The organism is Lutibacter oceani (genome assembly GCF_003384935.1).
Lineage (GTDB): Bacteria > Bacteroidota > Bacteroidia > Flavobacteriales > Flavobacteriaceae > Lutibacter > Lutibacter oceani.
The window spans coordinates 671,748-688,609 of record NZ_QTTQ01000010.1 but is presented as its reverse complement, the minus strand read 5'-3'; the positions used below and the strand labels follow the sequence as shown (position 1 = coordinate 688,609).

Annotated in this window: 19 protein-coding genes; 7 read left to right on the top strand and 12 right to left on the bottom strand. The window is 29.6% G+C overall.

The genetic code is table 11. The annotated features are described in order from the left end of the window. Positions 1 to 5: 5 nt before the first annotated feature. From BX611_RS08465 to BX611_RS08430, 8 genes are all read right to left on the bottom strand, one after another. Positions 6 to 992 (bottom strand): rhodanese-like domain-containing protein, encoded by a 987-nt coding sequence (locus tag BX611_RS08465; RefSeq protein ID WP_115880116.1) that lies wholly within the window; start codon positions 990 to 992, stop codon positions 6 to 8. A 338-nt stretch (positions 993 to 1,330) separates the two neighbouring features. Continuing rightward, a complete protein-coding gene (locus BX611_RS08460) occupies positions 1,331 to 1,948 on the bottom strand; it encodes a rhodanese-like domain-containing protein (protein WP_115880114.1) in 618 nt (205 codons plus the stop codon). A 103-nt stretch (positions 1,949 to 2,051) separates the two neighbouring features. Beyond that, positions 2,052 to 2,714: a rhodanese-like domain-containing protein gene (locus BX611_RS08455; protein WP_115880112.1), complete on the bottom strand. Its 663-nt coding sequence runs from the start codon at positions 2,712 to 2,714 to the stop codon at positions 2,052 to 2,054. A 17-nt stretch (positions 2,715 to 2,731) separates the two neighbouring features. After that, entirely contained in the window at positions 2,732 to 3,322 is a 591-nt protein-coding gene (locus BX611_RS08450) for a YeeE/YedE thiosulfate transporter family protein (protein WP_115880110.1), read from the bottom strand. A 20-nt stretch (positions 3,323 to 3,342) separates the two neighbouring features. Then, entirely contained in the window at positions 3,343 to 3,873 is a 531-nt protein-coding gene (locus BX611_RS08445; protein WP_115880108.1) for a YeeE/YedE thiosulfate transporter family protein, read from the bottom strand. Between the two features lie 10 nt (positions 3,874 to 3,883). Then, positions 3,884 to 4,825, bottom strand: coding sequence for an NrfD/PsrC family molybdoenzyme membrane anchor subunit (nrfD, locus tag BX611_RS08440; RefSeq protein ID WP_115880106.1), 942 nt, complete (start codon positions 4,823 to 4,825; stop codon positions 3,884 to 3,886). Positions 4,826 to 4,835: 10 nt separating this feature from the next. Beyond that, entirely contained in the window at positions 4,836 to 5,369 is a 534-nt protein-coding gene (locus tag BX611_RS08435) for a 4Fe-4S dicluster domain-containing protein (RefSeq protein ID WP_115880104.1), read from the bottom strand. Next, on the bottom strand, positions 5,366 to 7,609 hold the full coding sequence (locus tag BX611_RS08430) for a molybdopterin-containing oxidoreductase family protein (protein WP_115880102.1): 2,244 nt from the start codon (positions 7,607 to 7,609) through the stop codon (positions 5,366 to 5,368). The genes BX611_RS08435 and BX611_RS08430 overlap by 4 nt, the downstream gene beginning before the upstream one ends. 239 nt (positions 7,610 to 7,848) lie before the next feature. Between BX611_RS08430 and BX611_RS08425 the strand changes: the two genes are divergently transcribed. Both BX611_RS08425 and BX611_RS08420 read left to right on the top strand, forming a co-directional pair. Then, positions 7,849 to 9,744, top strand: a complete 1,896-nt coding sequence (locus BX611_RS08425) for a hypothetical protein (protein WP_115880100.1) — start codon at positions 7,849 to 7,851, stop codon at positions 9,742 to 9,744. A 12-nt stretch (positions 9,745 to 9,756) separates the two neighbouring features. Beyond that, positions 9,757 to 10,413 carry a lysoplasmalogenase gene (locus BX611_RS08420; protein ID WP_115880098.1) on the top strand — a complete coding sequence of 219 codons (657 nt, stop codon included), beginning with the start codon at positions 9,757 to 9,759 and terminating at the stop codon, positions 10,411 to 10,413. Here the strand turns inward: BX611_RS08420 and BX611_RS08415 are convergent. The 4 genes from BX611_RS08415 to BX611_RS08400 all read right to left on the bottom strand — a co-directional run bounded on the left by BX611_RS08415 (position 10,410) and on the right by BX611_RS08400 (position 13,580). After that, on the bottom strand, positions 10,410 to 10,793 hold the full coding sequence (locus BX611_RS08415; protein ID WP_115880096.1) for a DoxX family protein: 384 nt from the start codon (positions 10,791 to 10,793) through the stop codon (positions 10,410 to 10,412). The genes BX611_RS08420 and BX611_RS08415 overlap by 4 nt on opposite strands. Positions 10,794 to 10,854: 61 nt before the next feature. Further along, on the bottom strand, positions 10,855 to 11,895 hold the full coding sequence (locus tag BX611_RS08410; RefSeq protein WP_115880094.1) for a GMP reductase: 1,041 nt from the start codon (positions 11,893 to 11,895) through the stop codon (positions 10,855 to 10,857). Between the two features lie 19 nt (positions 11,896 to 11,914). Continuing rightward, positions 11,915 to 12,823, bottom strand: a complete 909-nt coding sequence (locus tag BX611_RS08405) for a bifunctional metallophosphatase/5'-nucleotidase (RefSeq protein WP_115880512.1) — start codon at positions 12,821 to 12,823, stop codon at positions 11,915 to 11,917. A gap of 4 nt (positions 12,824 to 12,827) precedes the next feature. Further along, positions 12,828 to 13,580, bottom strand: a complete 753-nt coding sequence (locus BX611_RS08400) for a 5'-nucleotidase C-terminal domain-containing protein (RefSeq protein WP_115880092.1) — start codon at positions 13,578 to 13,580, stop codon at positions 12,828 to 12,830. Positions 13,581 to 13,632: 52 nt separating this feature from the next. On the opposite strand from BX611_RS08400, the gene BX611_RS08395 reads away from it, so the two are divergent. The 5 genes from BX611_RS08395 (at position 13,633) to BX611_RS08375 (ending at position 16,862) form a co-directional block, all read left to right on the top strand. After that, the gene (locus tag BX611_RS08395; protein ID WP_115880090.1) at positions 13,633 to 14,154 is read left to right on the top strand and encodes a DUF6913 domain-containing protein; all 522 of its coding nucleotides are present in this window, start codon (positions 13,633 to 13,635) and stop codon (positions 14,152 to 14,154) included. Continuing rightward, positions 14,154 to 15,029, top strand: a complete 876-nt coding sequence (gene dapA, locus BX611_RS08390; RefSeq protein WP_115880088.1) for a 4-hydroxy-tetrahydrodipicolinate synthase — start codon at positions 14,154 to 14,156, stop codon at positions 15,027 to 15,029. The genes BX611_RS08395 and dapA overlap by 1 nt, the downstream gene beginning before the upstream one ends. A 47-nt stretch (positions 15,030 to 15,076) precedes the next feature. Further along, positions 15,077 to 15,595 (top strand): ferritin, encoded by a 519-nt coding sequence (locus tag BX611_RS08385; protein WP_115880086.1) that lies wholly within the window; start codon positions 15,077 to 15,079, stop codon positions 15,593 to 15,595. A gap of 120 nt (positions 15,596 to 15,715) precedes the next feature. Further along, positions 15,716 to 16,543, top strand: coding sequence for an outer membrane protein assembly factor BamD (locus BX611_RS08380; protein ID WP_115880084.1), 828 nt, complete (start codon positions 15,716 to 15,718; stop codon positions 16,541 to 16,543). Continuing rightward, positions 16,533 to 16,862, top strand: a complete 330-nt coding sequence (locus BX611_RS08375) for a DNA-directed RNA polymerase subunit omega (RefSeq protein WP_115880081.1) — start codon at positions 16,533 to 16,535, stop codon at positions 16,860 to 16,862. Before BX611_RS08380 ends, BX611_RS08375 begins: the two co-directional genes overlap by 11 nt.

Genomic DNA, 16,862 nt, shown 5'->3' with positions numbered 1-16,862 from the left:
TTTGATTATTCTACAACAGGATAATTTTGTATTTCTTCTGAATTAAAACCTTCCCAACCTTTTTCAGTTAAAACAGTATTCATATAACTATTAGATCCGTAGCCTAAATTTGCTACATCATAACCTAAAACATTAAGATATGCTACAGTATATGCTGCATTTTGTCCGGTTAAACAGTTAACTAATACTTTTTTATTTGTAGGTAAAGTATTTAGATTTGTTGAAGTTGCTAATGTTTTTGGTTGGTATTGAACCGCTCCTGGAATATGTCCAAAATTGTATTTTTCTTCGTCCATATAATTAACTATAAAATAGTCTGATGGGTTTTCAAATACAGTTTCAGCCTTAACAATATACTCTTTATAAGGCTTTGCAAAAGCTTCTTTAATACGTTCTTTTAATATTTCTTTTCCTTCAATTTTCCCCGTTTCAATAATTGGAATGTCTCCTTTTTCAGGCATTGTATTTACGGTAGTTTCTAATTGGTCAGCATATGTATTTGTTGAGTTTTTAACCCAAATATTTTGTGCAAACTCATCTGCCCAAGAGCTCATTCCCCATTTTAAACTATATACATTATTATAGCCGGCAATTCGTAATAAACTAGCATAATATGCGGCAGATTGACCAGAATAACACACAATTGTTATTTTATCAAAATTTGAAGGATCAATTTCGTTTTCAAAATAATTTAGTAGTTCAGGACCTACAGCGTTTTTAGCATTTTTAATATGTCCATACTCAAACCAACTTTCACTTCTAATATCTAAAACTAAATATTTGTCGTTTTTAACATTGTCTTTAATTTCGGATGCCAAAATTATAGCAGGTGCTAAATCACTATTAATAAAGTTTCCATTTTCTTCTAAATATTTAACTAATAATTCAAACTCTGAAGGTTCAGTTTGAATAGATTGTTCATTTTTTTTAAAACTACTCAGTATAGTTGTAGCTATAAAAAGAACCACTAAATAGGATGTTATTTTTTTCATTCTATAAGAAATTTTAATTTATAAATATGTACTAATTGTTACATCAAAATTACCTACGAAAACGTTTTCTTTTTATGACTTTTATCATTAAATACTTATATATAATTGTTCTCTTTAGTTACTTATGTTACATATATAAGTGATTGATTTATAGATAAATAAGTGTTTGTTTGCAAGCTTGTGATATGTGGGTTTTTTGAGCGATATAATTTGAAGGATTTTTTTATTTTAAATGATCAAATTATTTTTAAAATTATAGTTCAAAAAAGAAGTTTATGAATAAAAAAAGAACAAAAAAAAGCTGCTTTATTTCTAAAGCAGCTTTACAATAATTAAAACTAACAACCGCCTTCAACAGGCATTTTTTTCTTCTTTTTAATTGGTATAATTTTTTTAGGAGTTTTAACAATATCAGGTTTTGGTTTTACCTCAATTGCTGCTTTTTTTATTGATTCTTGTATAAATGCATTCACATCATTTTGGTATTTTTCAATCGCTACATCTTTAGAAATTAAATTGTTTTCAAAATATGTTATTTCTGAAGATAGTATTTTAATATTATCTATTCCTAATTGATATAAAATCATATATGGCGAAACAACATCACTAGGAGTATTACCATACAAAATTATTGTTTTATTATCAGTTTTTAATTTTTCGAATATCTCAGAATTTTCATCTGTTAATATTTCAGGAGCATAAATATTAATAGCATTTTCTAAATGTCCTTTTTCATATTCAAACTGATTTCTAATATCAACTAATACATTATCTGGTGTATTTATATCATTTAAAGTAACAAAATATTCGTTTGTTGAAATTTTTTCAAGTGTACTTATGGTATTTTCGCTATACAAATGCTTTGGTCTTTTATAAGCTAAGAGCCCAATAATTATAACTAAAATGAATAACACTGAAGCAATTGATATTCTTTTTGTTTTTTCTAATTCTTTCATCTGTTTATTTTTATTTATTTTGTTTGTCAGATGGAATTCACATACTATATATTGAATATTTAGGTATGCTCATTTCATATTGATTAGTTAGTTTATTAAAATTTTAACATCCACCTTCAACGGGCATTTTCTTTTTCTTTTTAACAGGTATTATTTTTTTTGGAATTACTTTTTTTACCTCTACAGGTTTCTTTTTAGCTTGTTCAGGATATGCAACTCCAAAAAACATGCTTGCAGCTTTTCTGTTTGAAAATAATTCAAAATCTTCAGCAGGCATATTTTCCGTTGGTTTAGGTGGGTTAATTATAGTGTTAAACCAATTGTTAATACCACCTTTTAGAACGTATAAGTTTTTATATTCCAATCTGTTACATAAAACCCATGCCTGATCTGCATAAAAGTTATCGTTTGAATACAGTACTATATCATAAGCATCTTGGTATAAATATGCTTTAGATTCTTCATCTAATAAATTTTTTAAAGGAATATTAATAGCGTTTAGTAAACTGTAATTATTATAATGTTCAGCAGTACGAACGTCAATTAATAGTAACGAAGGATCTTGATTTATAATTCTGTTTGCTAATTGATCTGAAGTAATATACCTTTCAGGACTAATAGCATTACTTAAAAGTTCTTCAGGGTTTATACCTTCATGTTTTTCATATTTAGGTAATAATACCAATCCGGCAGATAATATTAGTAATATTGCTGCTAATACTGCATACCTGAATTTTGATAATTTTGCTAATTTTCTATTAACCATGTTTCTTTAATTAATAATTAATAAAATATTTTTTTTTGTTTTTTACGAATAATGTCTGAAACTATAAATGCTATAATTGCTATTATGGTAAATATAAATACAAACCAATAACGGTTAACACCTAAAGAATCCATTAAGGTAATATTACCTTCAAAATATCCTTCGTAAATTGGTTGAAATAATATGTATAATTCTGAAAAAATAAATACACCAATCATAATACCAATTACATAAATTATCGCATCAATTTTACCAATGGCAACTGCACATAAACTTGTTCCAGGGCAAAAACCACCGGCTACAAATCCAATTCCCATTACAGCACCACCAATAATTGCTCCCCATAAATAAGTTGGATGAACATATAATTTACTCATATCTATATAGCCTAAATAATCCATATATAAAATACCAATTAAGGCTACTAAAGCTGCGGTAAAAAATACTTTAAGTACTGCAAAATCATATCCATAAAATACGCCTGCTAATTTTCTTGAAGAAGAAAAACCAGAAGCTTCTAAAACAAATCCGAAAGCAATACCAATTATTATGGCAATTATGCTGTTCCACTCATAAGGAATTACACCGTTAGGAATTAAAGGTCCCATATATTTTTATTTTTTAATAATTAAATCCAATTTTTTCTAAAGAAATACGCTACTAAATAACCAGTTCCAAAAATGGCGAGCATTGTAATAAATCCACCAGTTGATAAAACAGCCATACCACTAAGTGCTGCACCACTGGTGCACCCTCGTGCTATTTGAGCTCCTAAACCAAATAGTATACCGCCACCCAAAGCAAATGCTAATCTACGTTTGCTTGTAATTTTAGGTGAATGTTGGGTTCTCCAGCCAATTCTACCTGATAATCCACCAGAAATAAAGGCTCCAATTAAAACTCCTAAGGCTTCAAAAACCAGCCAAGTATTCATTGGAGATTCGTTATCTTTTATAAATTTGCTATAATACGCATTAGCTTCAGCATGTTCGGGAGTAACTGTATCAACAATTGCAACAACACTACTTTTCATTGCACCACTTGCTCCTAAACCTCTTCCTGTCATATAAAAGGTGAACAAGATTATTATCCCTAAAAGAAACCCACCAAAGTAAGGATTCCAATAAACGTGTCTATTTTTTTGATTGTCTATTTTCATTTTTTCTATTTTAATATAGGTATCTTGTTATTTGTCCTGCTTCAACCATTACAAATCTAAAAACTAACCCGCCAATTAATATTAATATTGCCGGAATTGCAACGGGTACTTTATAGCCAATAATTTCAGTTAATTCTAATATTGCAGGAATTATTAACCCTAAAATTATTACAAAACCAAAAAACATTAAAGTGAATTCTCCACCAACAAGTAATTGCATGGCTTCAAGTTGAACTTCAGAACCAGCGTACATTCCCATAAGCATATGAACAATTAAACCTAATTCAAGTACAATTAAAGCTAAATCTATTTTGCTAAATAAATGTCTTTCTTTTTTACTTTTTGCTAACAAAATAATTGTTGCAGCACCAGTTGATAATCCAGATGTTAAAAATAAAGGGCCTAAAATAGCATTGTTCCATAAAGGTCTTGCATTAAATGCAGATAATAATATACCAGTATAAACTCCTAAAATAATTGACAATGGTATTAAAGCAATTGCCATATTTTTTCTTTGTTTTTTTAAGAAATTTTCAAAATCATCAAAAAATTTGAAATTTAATTTCCATTTTGGGAATAATTCAGAATAATAACTAATTACCCATAAAAATGATATAGGTGTAATTATTAATAATACCCAAGCACCCCAACTCATTGGAGATTCAATTCTAATTGTTGTATATAATCTCCAGAAATATAATTTATGAGTTAAATCATAAAATAAAGCTAGTAAACCTAATGTTAAGGCTATTGGAGAAACAATTGAAGCAAATTTTACAGCTGCAGGATATTCTTTATCTTTACCTAAAACTGTTACTATACCGGCAAAAAATAATAGCCCAGCTGCCAATCCTCCTAAAAATAAATATACTGATATTGGCCAGTGCCATATTTCTAATGAAGGATCTATATGTGGTATGTTTCTTCCACTTGTAAATAATTCTTCTTGCATAATCTAATTTTTATATTAAATAATAAACTTGAGGTTTTGTTCCTGCTTCAGGAGCTAAGGTTTTATATTTTCTGTTTTTCAATAATTGAGAAACTTCACTGTTTGGATTGTCTAAATCACCAAAATACATACACTTAGTTGGACATACTGAAACACACGCAGGAAGCTGTCCTTTTTCTAAACGGTGATGACAAAATGTACATTTATCAACATATCCATCTGGGTGTTGGTATCTGGCATCATACGGACAAGATTCAATACAAGCACCACAACCAATACATTCATCGCCGGTAACTAGTACAATTCCATTGTCTAATTGATGACTTGCACCTGTAGGACAACAACGTACACAAGGAGCATTATCACAATGGTTGCAACGTTCTGATTTTAGTTCTAATTCAATACTTGGATATGCACCATTTACAGTTTCGGTAATCCAATCTCTACAATATCCAACTGGGACATCGTTTTCTGTTTGACAAGCAACTACGCAGTCGCTACAACCAACACATTTTAATGTGTCTATAACCATTGCATATCTCATATCTCAATATTTTTATGTGGGTTCTTAGTTATAATTTCAACAAAATTTCCTCTCATTCCTGTTCCTCCCATAATTGGGTCTATTGCTACTTTTGAAATTAATTCCGTATCGTTGATACCTTTACCAAAGGCACGAGTTAATCTTTTTTCTTTATGACCAAATCCGTGAACCATATATACAGAATCCCAACGAACTCTTTCAGTAACTCTAACTTTTATAGAAAAACTAGAAATAACATCATCTTGATTTCTTAACCAAACTGCTTGTCCGGTTTTTATACCAAGAATTCTCGCAACTTTTGGGTTTACCCAAAGATCATTTTCTTTCTTTAAATCATTTAAATTAGGATTATTTGCAGTTCTACTAAACGTGTGCATAGGTGCTCTACCGTAATTTAATCTATAAAAACCTTGAGGTGGTTCTGGATGTTTTGTGTAATTTGGCATTGCATCAAAACCTAAATCTTTTAATTCTTGAGAGTATAACTCAATTTTACCACTTATTGTTGGGAAAACATAAGTTTCATCTTCATTAATGTAAAGAGGGCCAGATTTACGAGTGAAATTTTTAACACCTATTTTTTCCATTTCCTCTAAAGAGCTTCCCATTTGTTTTAATTGCCAATCTATTACTTCTTTAAAGTCGTTGTAGTTAAAATATTCTCCTAATCCAAGGCGTTCACCAATTTGTTTGGCCATCCACCAAACTGGTTTAGAATCATATTTAGGTTCAACAGCAGGAACTCTTACAGCAATTGAAGGTTCTCTGTTGGTAGCAGATCTAATACCATCATAACGTTCTAAATAAGTACATTCAGGCAATACTACATCGGCGTAACCTGTAACATCCATTGGCATAGTATCAATAACTACCATAAATTCTAAAGCTTCAATAGCTTCTTCCAATAATTTTTTATTAGGAATTGATTTGGTAATATTAGTACCTGCAACCATCATTGCTTTTACAGGATATTTATTGTCTTCACTTGGTATAGCAGCTTTTAAAACTTCAGTAGTAATACCCATTTGTGCTAACGGGTATTTTTCTCCAATTTCTTTCCAACCCCATTTTGGGTGGTGATAAGGAGGGTGTGGAAACTTAGGTACTTTTATACTTTCTTTAAAGTAGAAACCACCTCTGCGCCCCCAAGAACCTAATAAGGCATTTAACATTGCCATAGTTCGTGCTCTTTGAGAATCATCTCCGTACCATACAACGTGGCGTCCTGGATGTATAATAACTGAAGGTGCTGCATTTGCCATTGTTCTAGCAGTTTCCCTAATTTCATTTGGTTTAATTCCTGTAATACCATAGGCCCATTCAGGAGTGAATTGACTTACATGTTCTTTTAATTCATTAAAACCATTTGCATATTTTGCAATATATTCTTTATCATAAATATCTTCTTCAATTAGTACATTCATCCAAGCAAGCATTAATGCAATATCTGTAGCTGGTTTAATTGGTAACCAGAATTTAGATTTACTAGCTGCGGTAGAAAAACGAGGGTCAACGGTAATAATTGTTGCTCCATTATCAATTGCATCAGACATTTCCTGAACTTGAGAATTGTGCATGTTTTCACCAATGTGTGAACCAATTAGTACTAAACATTTTGTATCTCTAATATCGGTTGGTTCTGGAGAACCTACCCAAGATCCAAAAGTTAAAGCAAACCCTGTTTCACGCGGACCTCTACATTGTGCATAAGCAGGTTCAGCAATAGTATCGGAGCCATAAGCTTTAAATAAATGTTCTAAATGTGCACCTGGAGCACCATGTTTAATAAGTGCAAAAGCTTCTGGACCGTAAGTTTCTTTAATGTTTTTAAATTTTAAAGCAATTAAATCTAGTGCTTCTTCCCAGCTAGCTTCTCTAAATGTTTGTTCACCATTTACAGTTGTTCTAATTAAAGGAGTTTTTAAGCGGTCATCATCATTATACATACCAACTCCACCTGTTCCTCTAGGACACAAACGTCCATAACAATGTGGATCATTCTCATTTCCAATAATTTTTTTAATTGCACCTTCTTCATCGGTATATGTCCAAGCGGCACACTTCCAAAAACAAACTTCGCAATATGTTGGTGTTCTTTTAAATGTTTTAGCAACATTCTCTTTTACAAGTGTGTCTAAATATGAATTTGCTCCAAACATATTTAGTGCACTTGTTGTTGCAGCAACACCACCCAAACCTAATGCAGAAATTTTTATAAATTTTCTTCTTGAAGTAGTCATAAGTTTAATTATTTTTTCAGGTGTAAAGGTATTTACAGATTGAATTTTAGAATATGACAAAAGTCATAAAAGCAACATTGAGATAGTAACAATGGTTACATAATTAATTGATAATCAATTTTTTATTTGTAACTAATGTGACATTAAATTAATTAGGATTTGTATATCAGACCTTTACATGTTTAGTATGATGTAGATAGGAAACTTAATTTATTGTAAATTTGTAATAACATTTTTTTATGAGATCAAAAAAAGCGAAAACCTGGTTTGTTTTAATAATTTTTATAGGAATTACATTATTGTTTTTTCTTAGAAATAGACAGCATGAACAAATGATTTTAGAGAAAGAGACTGAATATTCTAAAATTGAATCAGTTACAAAAGAATCTTGTTTGCAATGTCATCAAAATACAAAAGGATATTCAGCATATCATAATCCAGAATTTATAGGTTGTGCAAGTTGCCATTTAGGAAATACAGCTTCAACAGATAAAGATGAATCACATAAAGGAATGGTTTTAATTCCAGGAAATTTATCTGATGCTTCAAAAACTTGTGGAAAATGTCACCCAAATGAGTTGCATAAAATTGAAAATTCATTAATGACTACAAATAGTGGGATTGTTGCCATAGATAAGTATGTTTTTGGTGAAGCGGATTCTCCAAATTATCAATATCATATTCAACAAATACAAAATTCTGCATCAGATAAACATTTAAGAGATTTATGTGCAAATTGTCATTTAGGTGCTCAAAAAAATGAATTTGGACCAATAACACAGTTAAGTAGAGGTGGAGGTTGTAATGCATGTCATTTAAATTATTCTGAAGAAGCAAAAAAGGAACTTAATACTTATTTAGAATCTAATAAAAAGGAATTGCCTGAATTTCATCCTGCAACCAATATTTTTGTTAAAAATGAACATTGTTTTGGTTGCCATAGCAGGTCGAGTAGAATTTCAACCAATTATGAAGGTTGGCAGGAAACTATGCTAGATGAAAGCGAAGTTGTTAATAAAGATGGTTTTAGAGTTTTAGAAGACAAAAGGGTATATAAATATATTGAAGAAGATTTACATCATACAAAAGGGATGTTGTGTGTAGATTGTCACTCTTCACATGAAGTTATGGGTGATGGAAAACAATATACACACGAAGAGCAAGCTGTAAAATTACAGTGTGCGGATTGTCATTTTAAAGAAAAACCTAATACAATACCGTATGATTCTTTAGATGCAGAAAGTTTATTGGTTTTTTTACATAGAGATTATAAACACACTGATAAACAGATTATTGCAGTTGAAAAAGATAAGCATCCTTTGGTGAATACTTTTATAGATTCTTTAGGAAAAGCGTTTTTAATTGGTAAAAAAGATGGTAAAATTCACGAACTTAAACCACAGTCACAAGTTTGCTCCAGAGATAATGCCCATAAAAATGTGAGTTGTTCAACGTGTCACTCTTCTTGGACATCACGTTGTATAGGTTGTCATAATGAATTTGATAAAGATGAACCAAGAGCCTTTGATTTGTTAGATAAAAAATATGGAAAGGGGCAATGGAAAGAATTTGTTGCAGAGTTTTCTTCATCGTTACCCGCAATGGGAGTTCGAGAAAATTCAGAAGGAAAATATATTGAGCCAGCAGTACCTGGAATGATTTTAACTATAGATAAAGGTAGTTATGCTGGAAAAGACTTAGGTGAAGATGTTTCTTTTCATAGGTTGTATGCGCCAAATTCTCCACATACAACTGTTAAAGAAGTAAGAGATTGTAAAAGTTGTCATACAAATTCTGCAACTTTAGGTTATGGAAAAGGTGATTTGGATTATGAAATAAAAAATGGAAAAGGGGTATGGATATTTACTCCAGAATATGCGAAAAATACTTATGATAATTTACCGGAAGACGCGTGGATACCTTTTTTGAAACAAACAAAAAAAGGCATAGTAAATTCAACAAGAACAGATTTTAGGCCGTTTATGGTTAAGGAACAGCAACAATTATTGCTAGTTGGGGCTTGTTTGCAATGCCATAGCGAAGATTCTAAAGTAATGCAACAAAGTTTAATTGATGGAATAAATCCATTATTAAAAAAATTAAACAAAAGTTGTATCTTGCCTACTTGGAATTAATTGCTAATTAAAATGATAAAAAAAATAGCCTTTTTAGTATTTGTACTTGTTTCAATTTTAGATATAGTTGGAATTATTTTTAAGGTGCCTGATCTTATTTTTATTTTTAAACCTTTTATTTTATTGTCTTTATTGTTTTTGTATTCAAGTAGTGTATTTGTTATAAATAAATGGTATTTATTAGCTTTAATTTTTTCATTTTTTGGAGATGTGTTTTTACTTTACTCGGGGCAAACTTTATTTATTATGGGTTTAGTTTCTTTTTTAATAACACATTTTATATTTATAAGTATAGTTTTAAGACGCATTCAAAAAACTTCTTTTTTGAAAATAATTTCATCAGTAATTCCATTTTCATTGGTTTTTTTGATACTGATTTTTGGTTTAAAAGACGCATTAAATGAAATGTTGATACCTGTAATTATTTATGGTTTAACAATTTCAACTTTTGGAACAGTTTCCTTAATTGATTTTCAAAACAGAAAAACTAAAAAATCGTTTTTAATGTTAGTTGGAGCTATAGTATTTATGATTTCAGATTCAGTTTTAGCAATTAATAAATTTTATAATGCAACACATTTGTTTGAAATTACTATAATGATAACTTATATAATTGCACAGTATCTAATTTACCGTTCAATGGTATTGGAAGAAAAAGGAAATAACTAAAACTTATTTCCAATTACTGGAATTTTCTTACGTTCATTCCATAAAACAAGAACACTTGAAATTAATACAACAATAGCCATATAAAACAATTTGCCACCATCGTTATTCACATCAATACCAAGTTTAGTTAAATGCATAATTACAGCACCACTTATTACTCCAAGAGATAATAAAGCTCCTACCCAAATACTTTTAGGTATTAAAATTAAAATTGCTGCAATTAATTCCAAAACACCTATTAATATTCTTCCATAAGGTTCTAAACCAACTTTTGAAAAAATAAAAACACTATCAGGATGTGCTGTAAATTTAAAGAATAGTGTTTGAATCAGAATTAATGCAATAATTATTCTGATAATGAGAAATAGTTTGGTATTCATAATTTAAAAACTTTCTGGTTTAGACGAAAAAGTTTTTAAATATTACAAGTTTAGAGTTTCTTTACTTCGAAAAAATCTCGTTATGTTGTTCCTGAACCCTAATAAAAGTAGTTCTCTTTGTAAGTTCTTTTAATTTGCTTGCACCTACATATGTACATGTTGAGCGTAAACCACCAAGAAAATCTTGTACAGTATTTTCAACAGCACCTCTATAAGGTATTTCAACAGTTTTACCTTCTGAGGCTCTATATTCTGCAACTCCACCAACGTGTTTATTCATAGCAGTTTCTGAGCTCATTCCATAAAATTGCTTGTATTTCCCACCATTAATTTCAATAGTTTTTCCACCGCTTTCTGTATGTCCGGCAAGCATTCCACCTAACATTACAAAATCTGCACCGCCACCAAATGCTTTAGCAATATCTCCAGGAATTTTACATCCCCCATCTGAAACAATTTGTCCACCTAATCCATGAGCAGCATCTGCACATTCAATAATTGCAGAAAGTTGTGGATAGCCAACACCGGTTTTTACACGCGTTGTACATACCGAACCTGGACCAATACCAACTTTAATAATATCTGCACCTGCTAACAATAATTCCTCTACCATTTCACCAGTAACTACGTTACCAGCCATAATAACTTTATCGGGATATTTTTTACGAGTTTGTTTTACAAAATTTACAAAATGTTCAGAATACCCGTTGGCAACATCAATACAAATAAATTTTATTTCAGGATGATTTTCCATTATAGTTGCCAGTTTTTTTGAGTCCGGAGTTCCAGTTCCAGTACTTACTGCAAAATAATCGGTAAGTTCAGAATTTACGGAATTCATAAAATCATTCCATTCTTTTATAGTATAATGTTTATGAATAGCTGTAAATATTTTATGTTTTGCCAATGCTTTTACCATTTCAAAAGTACCAACTGTATCCATATTGGCAGCCATTATTGGTACTCCATTCCATTTGTATTTGCTATGTAAAAATGTAAAATTTCTATCTAAAGTTACTTGGGATCTAGAACTTAAAGTAGACCGTTTTGGTCTTATCATAACATCTTTAAAGCCTAGTTTTAATCCAGTTTCAATTCTCATGAGGTTTCTTTTAATCTATTTAAACAATTATACTTTTTCCTTTACTTGCAACATTTTTATCACTATCAAAATAAAAATCTATTCTTCCAACATTTAAACCATAACAGCCAACTTGGTTTACCAACACATTTTCTCCAACACTGTTTTTTGTAATTGTTGGTTTAGGTAAAAATGTGTGTGTATGCCCACCAATAATTAAATCAATGTTTTTTGTTTTTGAAGCCAGTTCTAAATCTCCAATTTTATCTGTTTTATAATTGTAACCTAAATGAGATAGGCAAATTACCAAGTCACATTTTTCATTTTCTTTTAAAATCCGACTCATGTCTTGGGCAATTTCAACAGGGTCTAAATAATTAGTCTCTTTAAACATTCTTGGGTCTACCAATCCGGTAAGTTTTATTCCTAACCCAAAAACTCCGATTTTAATTCCGTCTTTTATAAAAATTTTATAAGGTTTTACATGGGTATTTAAAACGGTATTTTTAAAATCGTAGTTGGCAGATAGAAAATCGAATTGCGCATGTGGCAATTGCGCGTACAATCCGTCAATTCCATTATCAAAATCGTGATTTCCTATTGTTGCGGCATCATATTTAAGCATACTCATTAACTTAAATTCCAATTCACCACCATAAAAATTAAAATAGGGGGTGCCTTGAAAAATATCTCCGGCATCTAATAAAAGTGTGTTTGGATTTTCTTTTCGAATGTTTTCAACTAACGTAGCTCTTCTGGCAACACCTCCTAGATTTGGACTTTTATAATGGTCAGCTGGAAATGGCTCTATATGGCTGTGTACATCATTAGTGTGTAAAATGGTAATATGCTTGGTTGTTTTTTTTGCGAAAGATTCTAAAGATAAACCTCCTAAAGTTAAGAATGCTGCTGCAGCTGATGATTGTTGTATAAAATTTCTCCTTTTCATAATCTTATTTTTCAGTTTTAAATCTTCCATCTAAAGTTACTTTTACAGTATCCGTTTCTTTAAAAAAATCAATTATGGCGTTCCTTACTTTATAATCTAGATTCTCAATATTAACAGGATTTTTTAAAAAAATCATATTATCTCCACCATTTTGCAAATAATCAGATGTTAAAACATAATAGGTTTTAGAGTTATCAAATGGTTTGTTATTTATGTTTAAATCGTATCCATTTTTTGAGATTTTTAAATTAAACTGTTTAGATACTGGATGCGCTCTTTGTTCAGCAATTAAATAATTTACGAGTTCTTTAATTTTATCAGCCGTAAGTTCAACAACAACCAAACTATTTTCAAAAGGCATTAATTGAAAAGCGTTTTCTGTTTTTATATCACCTTTAGTAATTCCAGCTCTTATTCCACCATAATTAAATAGTGCAAAATCAATATTTTTGCCAGTTCTAGAATTAAAAACAGGATTTGCTCGTTTAAAACATAAATCGGCCATTAAATTTCCAAGGCTACTTTCTAATTCACCATCAGTTCTTACTAAATCTATTTCAGTAAAACTTAAAACAGTATTCATTTCACTTTCAACTTTTTGTTTATAGGGTTGAATAAAATCTGTAATTTCTTTTTTAGAGGTTATTTCTTCAGAAACAGGAAGTAATTTTCCTTGAATTTTAACTAAGTTTTGTGGTTCATTTTTACAACTAAATAGTGCTAAAATTGTAAAAAGGGAAATAATAATTTTTTTCATTGTTAAAATACTAACGATTTTAATTAATTTTGTCACTCAACCGTAAATATAGATGATTTTTACAGGAATTAAACGAAAAAGCAATCAAATATTTTTCAACAAAAAAATAAAAGAATTTGTAGATAATTCAAATAAAAGTACTTCAGAAAAAGTAAAAAACATATTAGTTTTATTAGATAATATTTCTGATAAAGAAATTATTTTGGAGAACTTGAAAAATAATTTTGGAAATACATTACATAATATTGAACTTGTAGTTTTTCAATCAAAAGTAAAAAAAGAAACTATTGATAAAAATATTTTCACTCCAAAAGATTTTGGATGGTTTGGTAAAATTAAATCGCAAGCGTTAAAAAGTATTTTAACAAAAAAATATGATTTGTTAATTAACTACAGCAAAATTGATAATTTATACAACAACCTATTAATATTGCATTGCAAAGAGGCTTTTAGAGTAGGATTTGCTATTTTTGATAATCGGTTGTACGATTTGATAATAGACTGTGAATCAGAAAACATAAGCTTATTTAATATAGAGTTAAAAAAATATTTAGTGATTTTAAATAAAATATAATGAAGGAATTGTTAGGGACTGGAGTAGCATTAGTAACGCCTTTTAAAAATGATAAATCTGTCGATTTTGAAGGGTTGGAACGTTTGGTTAACTTTCAAATTGATAATGGCGTAAATTATTTGGTGGTTTTAGGAACAACTGGTGAACCTGCAACCTTAACAAATGAAGAAAAAGAAAAAGTAAAACAAACTATTATAAAAGTAAATAATGGTAGATTGCCTTTAGTTTTAGGAATAGGAGGAAATAATACGATGGCTGTTATTAATGAAATTAAAACTACAGATTTAAGCGTGTTTTCAGCTATACTATCAGTTTCGCCATATTATAATAAACCAACACAAGAAGGAATATACCAACATTTTAAAGCAATTTCTGAGGCGAGTCCAAAACCTGTAATAGTTTATAATGTGCCAGGTAGAACAGGTAAAAATATGGAACCAGCAACCGTTTTAAGGTTAGCAAACGATTTCGAAAATATTGTTGCTGTTAAAGAAGCTGCGGGAGATTTAGTGCAAGCTATGCGTATAATTAAGAATAAACCAACAAATTTTATGGTTATTTCAGGTGATGATATGATTGCTTTACCAATGACTTTAGCCGGTGGTTCGGGTGTAATATCTGTTATTGGACAAGGTTTACCAAAAGATTTTTCTGAAATGATTCAGTTAGGTTTAAAGAAGGATGTTATTGAGGCAAACAAGTTGCATTATAAAATAATGGATAGTATAGATTATATTTTTGAAGAATGTAACCCTGCTGGAATAAAAGCATTATTGCAAAAGGTTAATATTTGTTCAGCAAACGTTCGTTTGCCTTTAGTAAATGCAACTGAAATTTTACAGCAAAAAATAAATAACTTTATTGATAATTATTAGTAATTTTACTCCGTATTTAAACTAAGTGAAAATTAAAAAATAAAATTATGTTATCAGAAAATATGCAAGCTGCTTTAAATAAGCAAATTAGAATTGAAGCAGAATCTTCACAAATTTATTTAGCAATGGCTTCTTATGCTGAAAATCAAGGTTTGGAAGGAGTTTCTCAATTTATGTACGATGCTTCAGACGAAGAACGCCAGCATATGCTAAAAATGTTTAAATATATAAATGAACGTGGCGGACATGCAAAAGTTTCTGAGTTAAGTGAGCCTGAATTAGAGTTTGGTTCAATTAAACAAATGTTTGAAACCTTATTTAAACATGAAGTTTTTGTTTCTCAAACTATTAATGATTTGGTTCATATTACTTTAGAAGAGAAGGATTATGCAACACATAACTTTTTACAATGGTATGTTGCTGAACAAATTGAAGAAGAAGCACAAGCAAGAACTATTTTAGATAAAATTAACTTAATTGGTGACGACAAAGGAGGTTTGTATTTGTTTGATAATGATATTAAACAGTTAACAGTAGTTAGTTCTATTGCTCCACCAAGCGCATAATAATTAACAAACAATTAAGATTGTTGAGCAATATTTATTGTAAAAGCAAGTTATTTTTGTGGTTTACTATTGAATAAAAAATCATTTTAATAATCCATAATAAATAACTAATTTTGCCAAATGCTTAAAAATAAAATTTATATACTCATTTTATTAGTTACTGTTGGTGTTACATCTTGTGGTGAATATCAAAAAGTATTAAATAAAGGTAAGGTTGAAGAACAATATACAATGGCTTCAAAATTATATGAAGATCAAAAGTATAATAAAGCCATACAATTATTTGAAAAAATTACTCCATCTTACAGGGGAAAACCTCAAATGGAGCGTATTCAATTTATGGTTGCTCAATCTCATTATAATACAAAACAGTACACATTAGCGGCATATTATTTTGATAAGTTTGTAAAAAACTATCCAAAAAGTTCAAAATTAGAAGAATCTGCATATCTTTCAGCACATAGTCATTTTTTGGCATCACCGGTTTATAGTTTAGATCAAAAAGATACAAAGGAAGCTATTACAGCTTTACAGAACTTTTTATATAATTATCCAGAATCTGAGAATGCAGCAGAAGCAAATAAAAATATTAAAGAACTTACATATAAGTTAGAGAAAAAATCTTTTGAAATAGCAAAAAACTATTATCATAGAGAATACTATATTGCAGCAATTGTTGCATTTGATAATTTATTAGCTGAATTTTTAGGTACTTCTTTTAAAGAGGAAGCAATGTATTTAAAGTTTAAATCGGCTTATGAATTAGGAATAAATAGTTATATTTTGAAAAAAGAAACTAGACTTAACGAAGCAAAAAAAGCACAAGAAAGGTTTAAAAGAAGTTTTCCAAAATCAGAATATTTAGAGGAAACAGAAAAATTAGTAAAAAACTTAGACGAGGAGTTAAACTCTTTATTAGCATTTAAAACGGAAACAAATGGATTATAAAAACACAAAAGCAGCTTCAACAACAGTTACTTATGATAAGAACAAAATTGAAGCTCCAACAAACAATATTTATGAGGCTATTACAATTATAGCAAAAAGAGCCGAACAAATTAGTGGTGATTTAAAAAGTGAACTAATTGAAAAATTAGAAGAGTTTGCTACTTATACTGATAGTTTAGATGAGGTTTTTGAAAATAAAGAGCAAATTGAAGTTTCTAAATTTTATGAAAAATTACCAAAACCAACTGCAATTGCTGTAGAAGAATGGTTAGAAGGTAAAATTTATTATAGAAATCCTGAAGTAGACACACAAGAATAA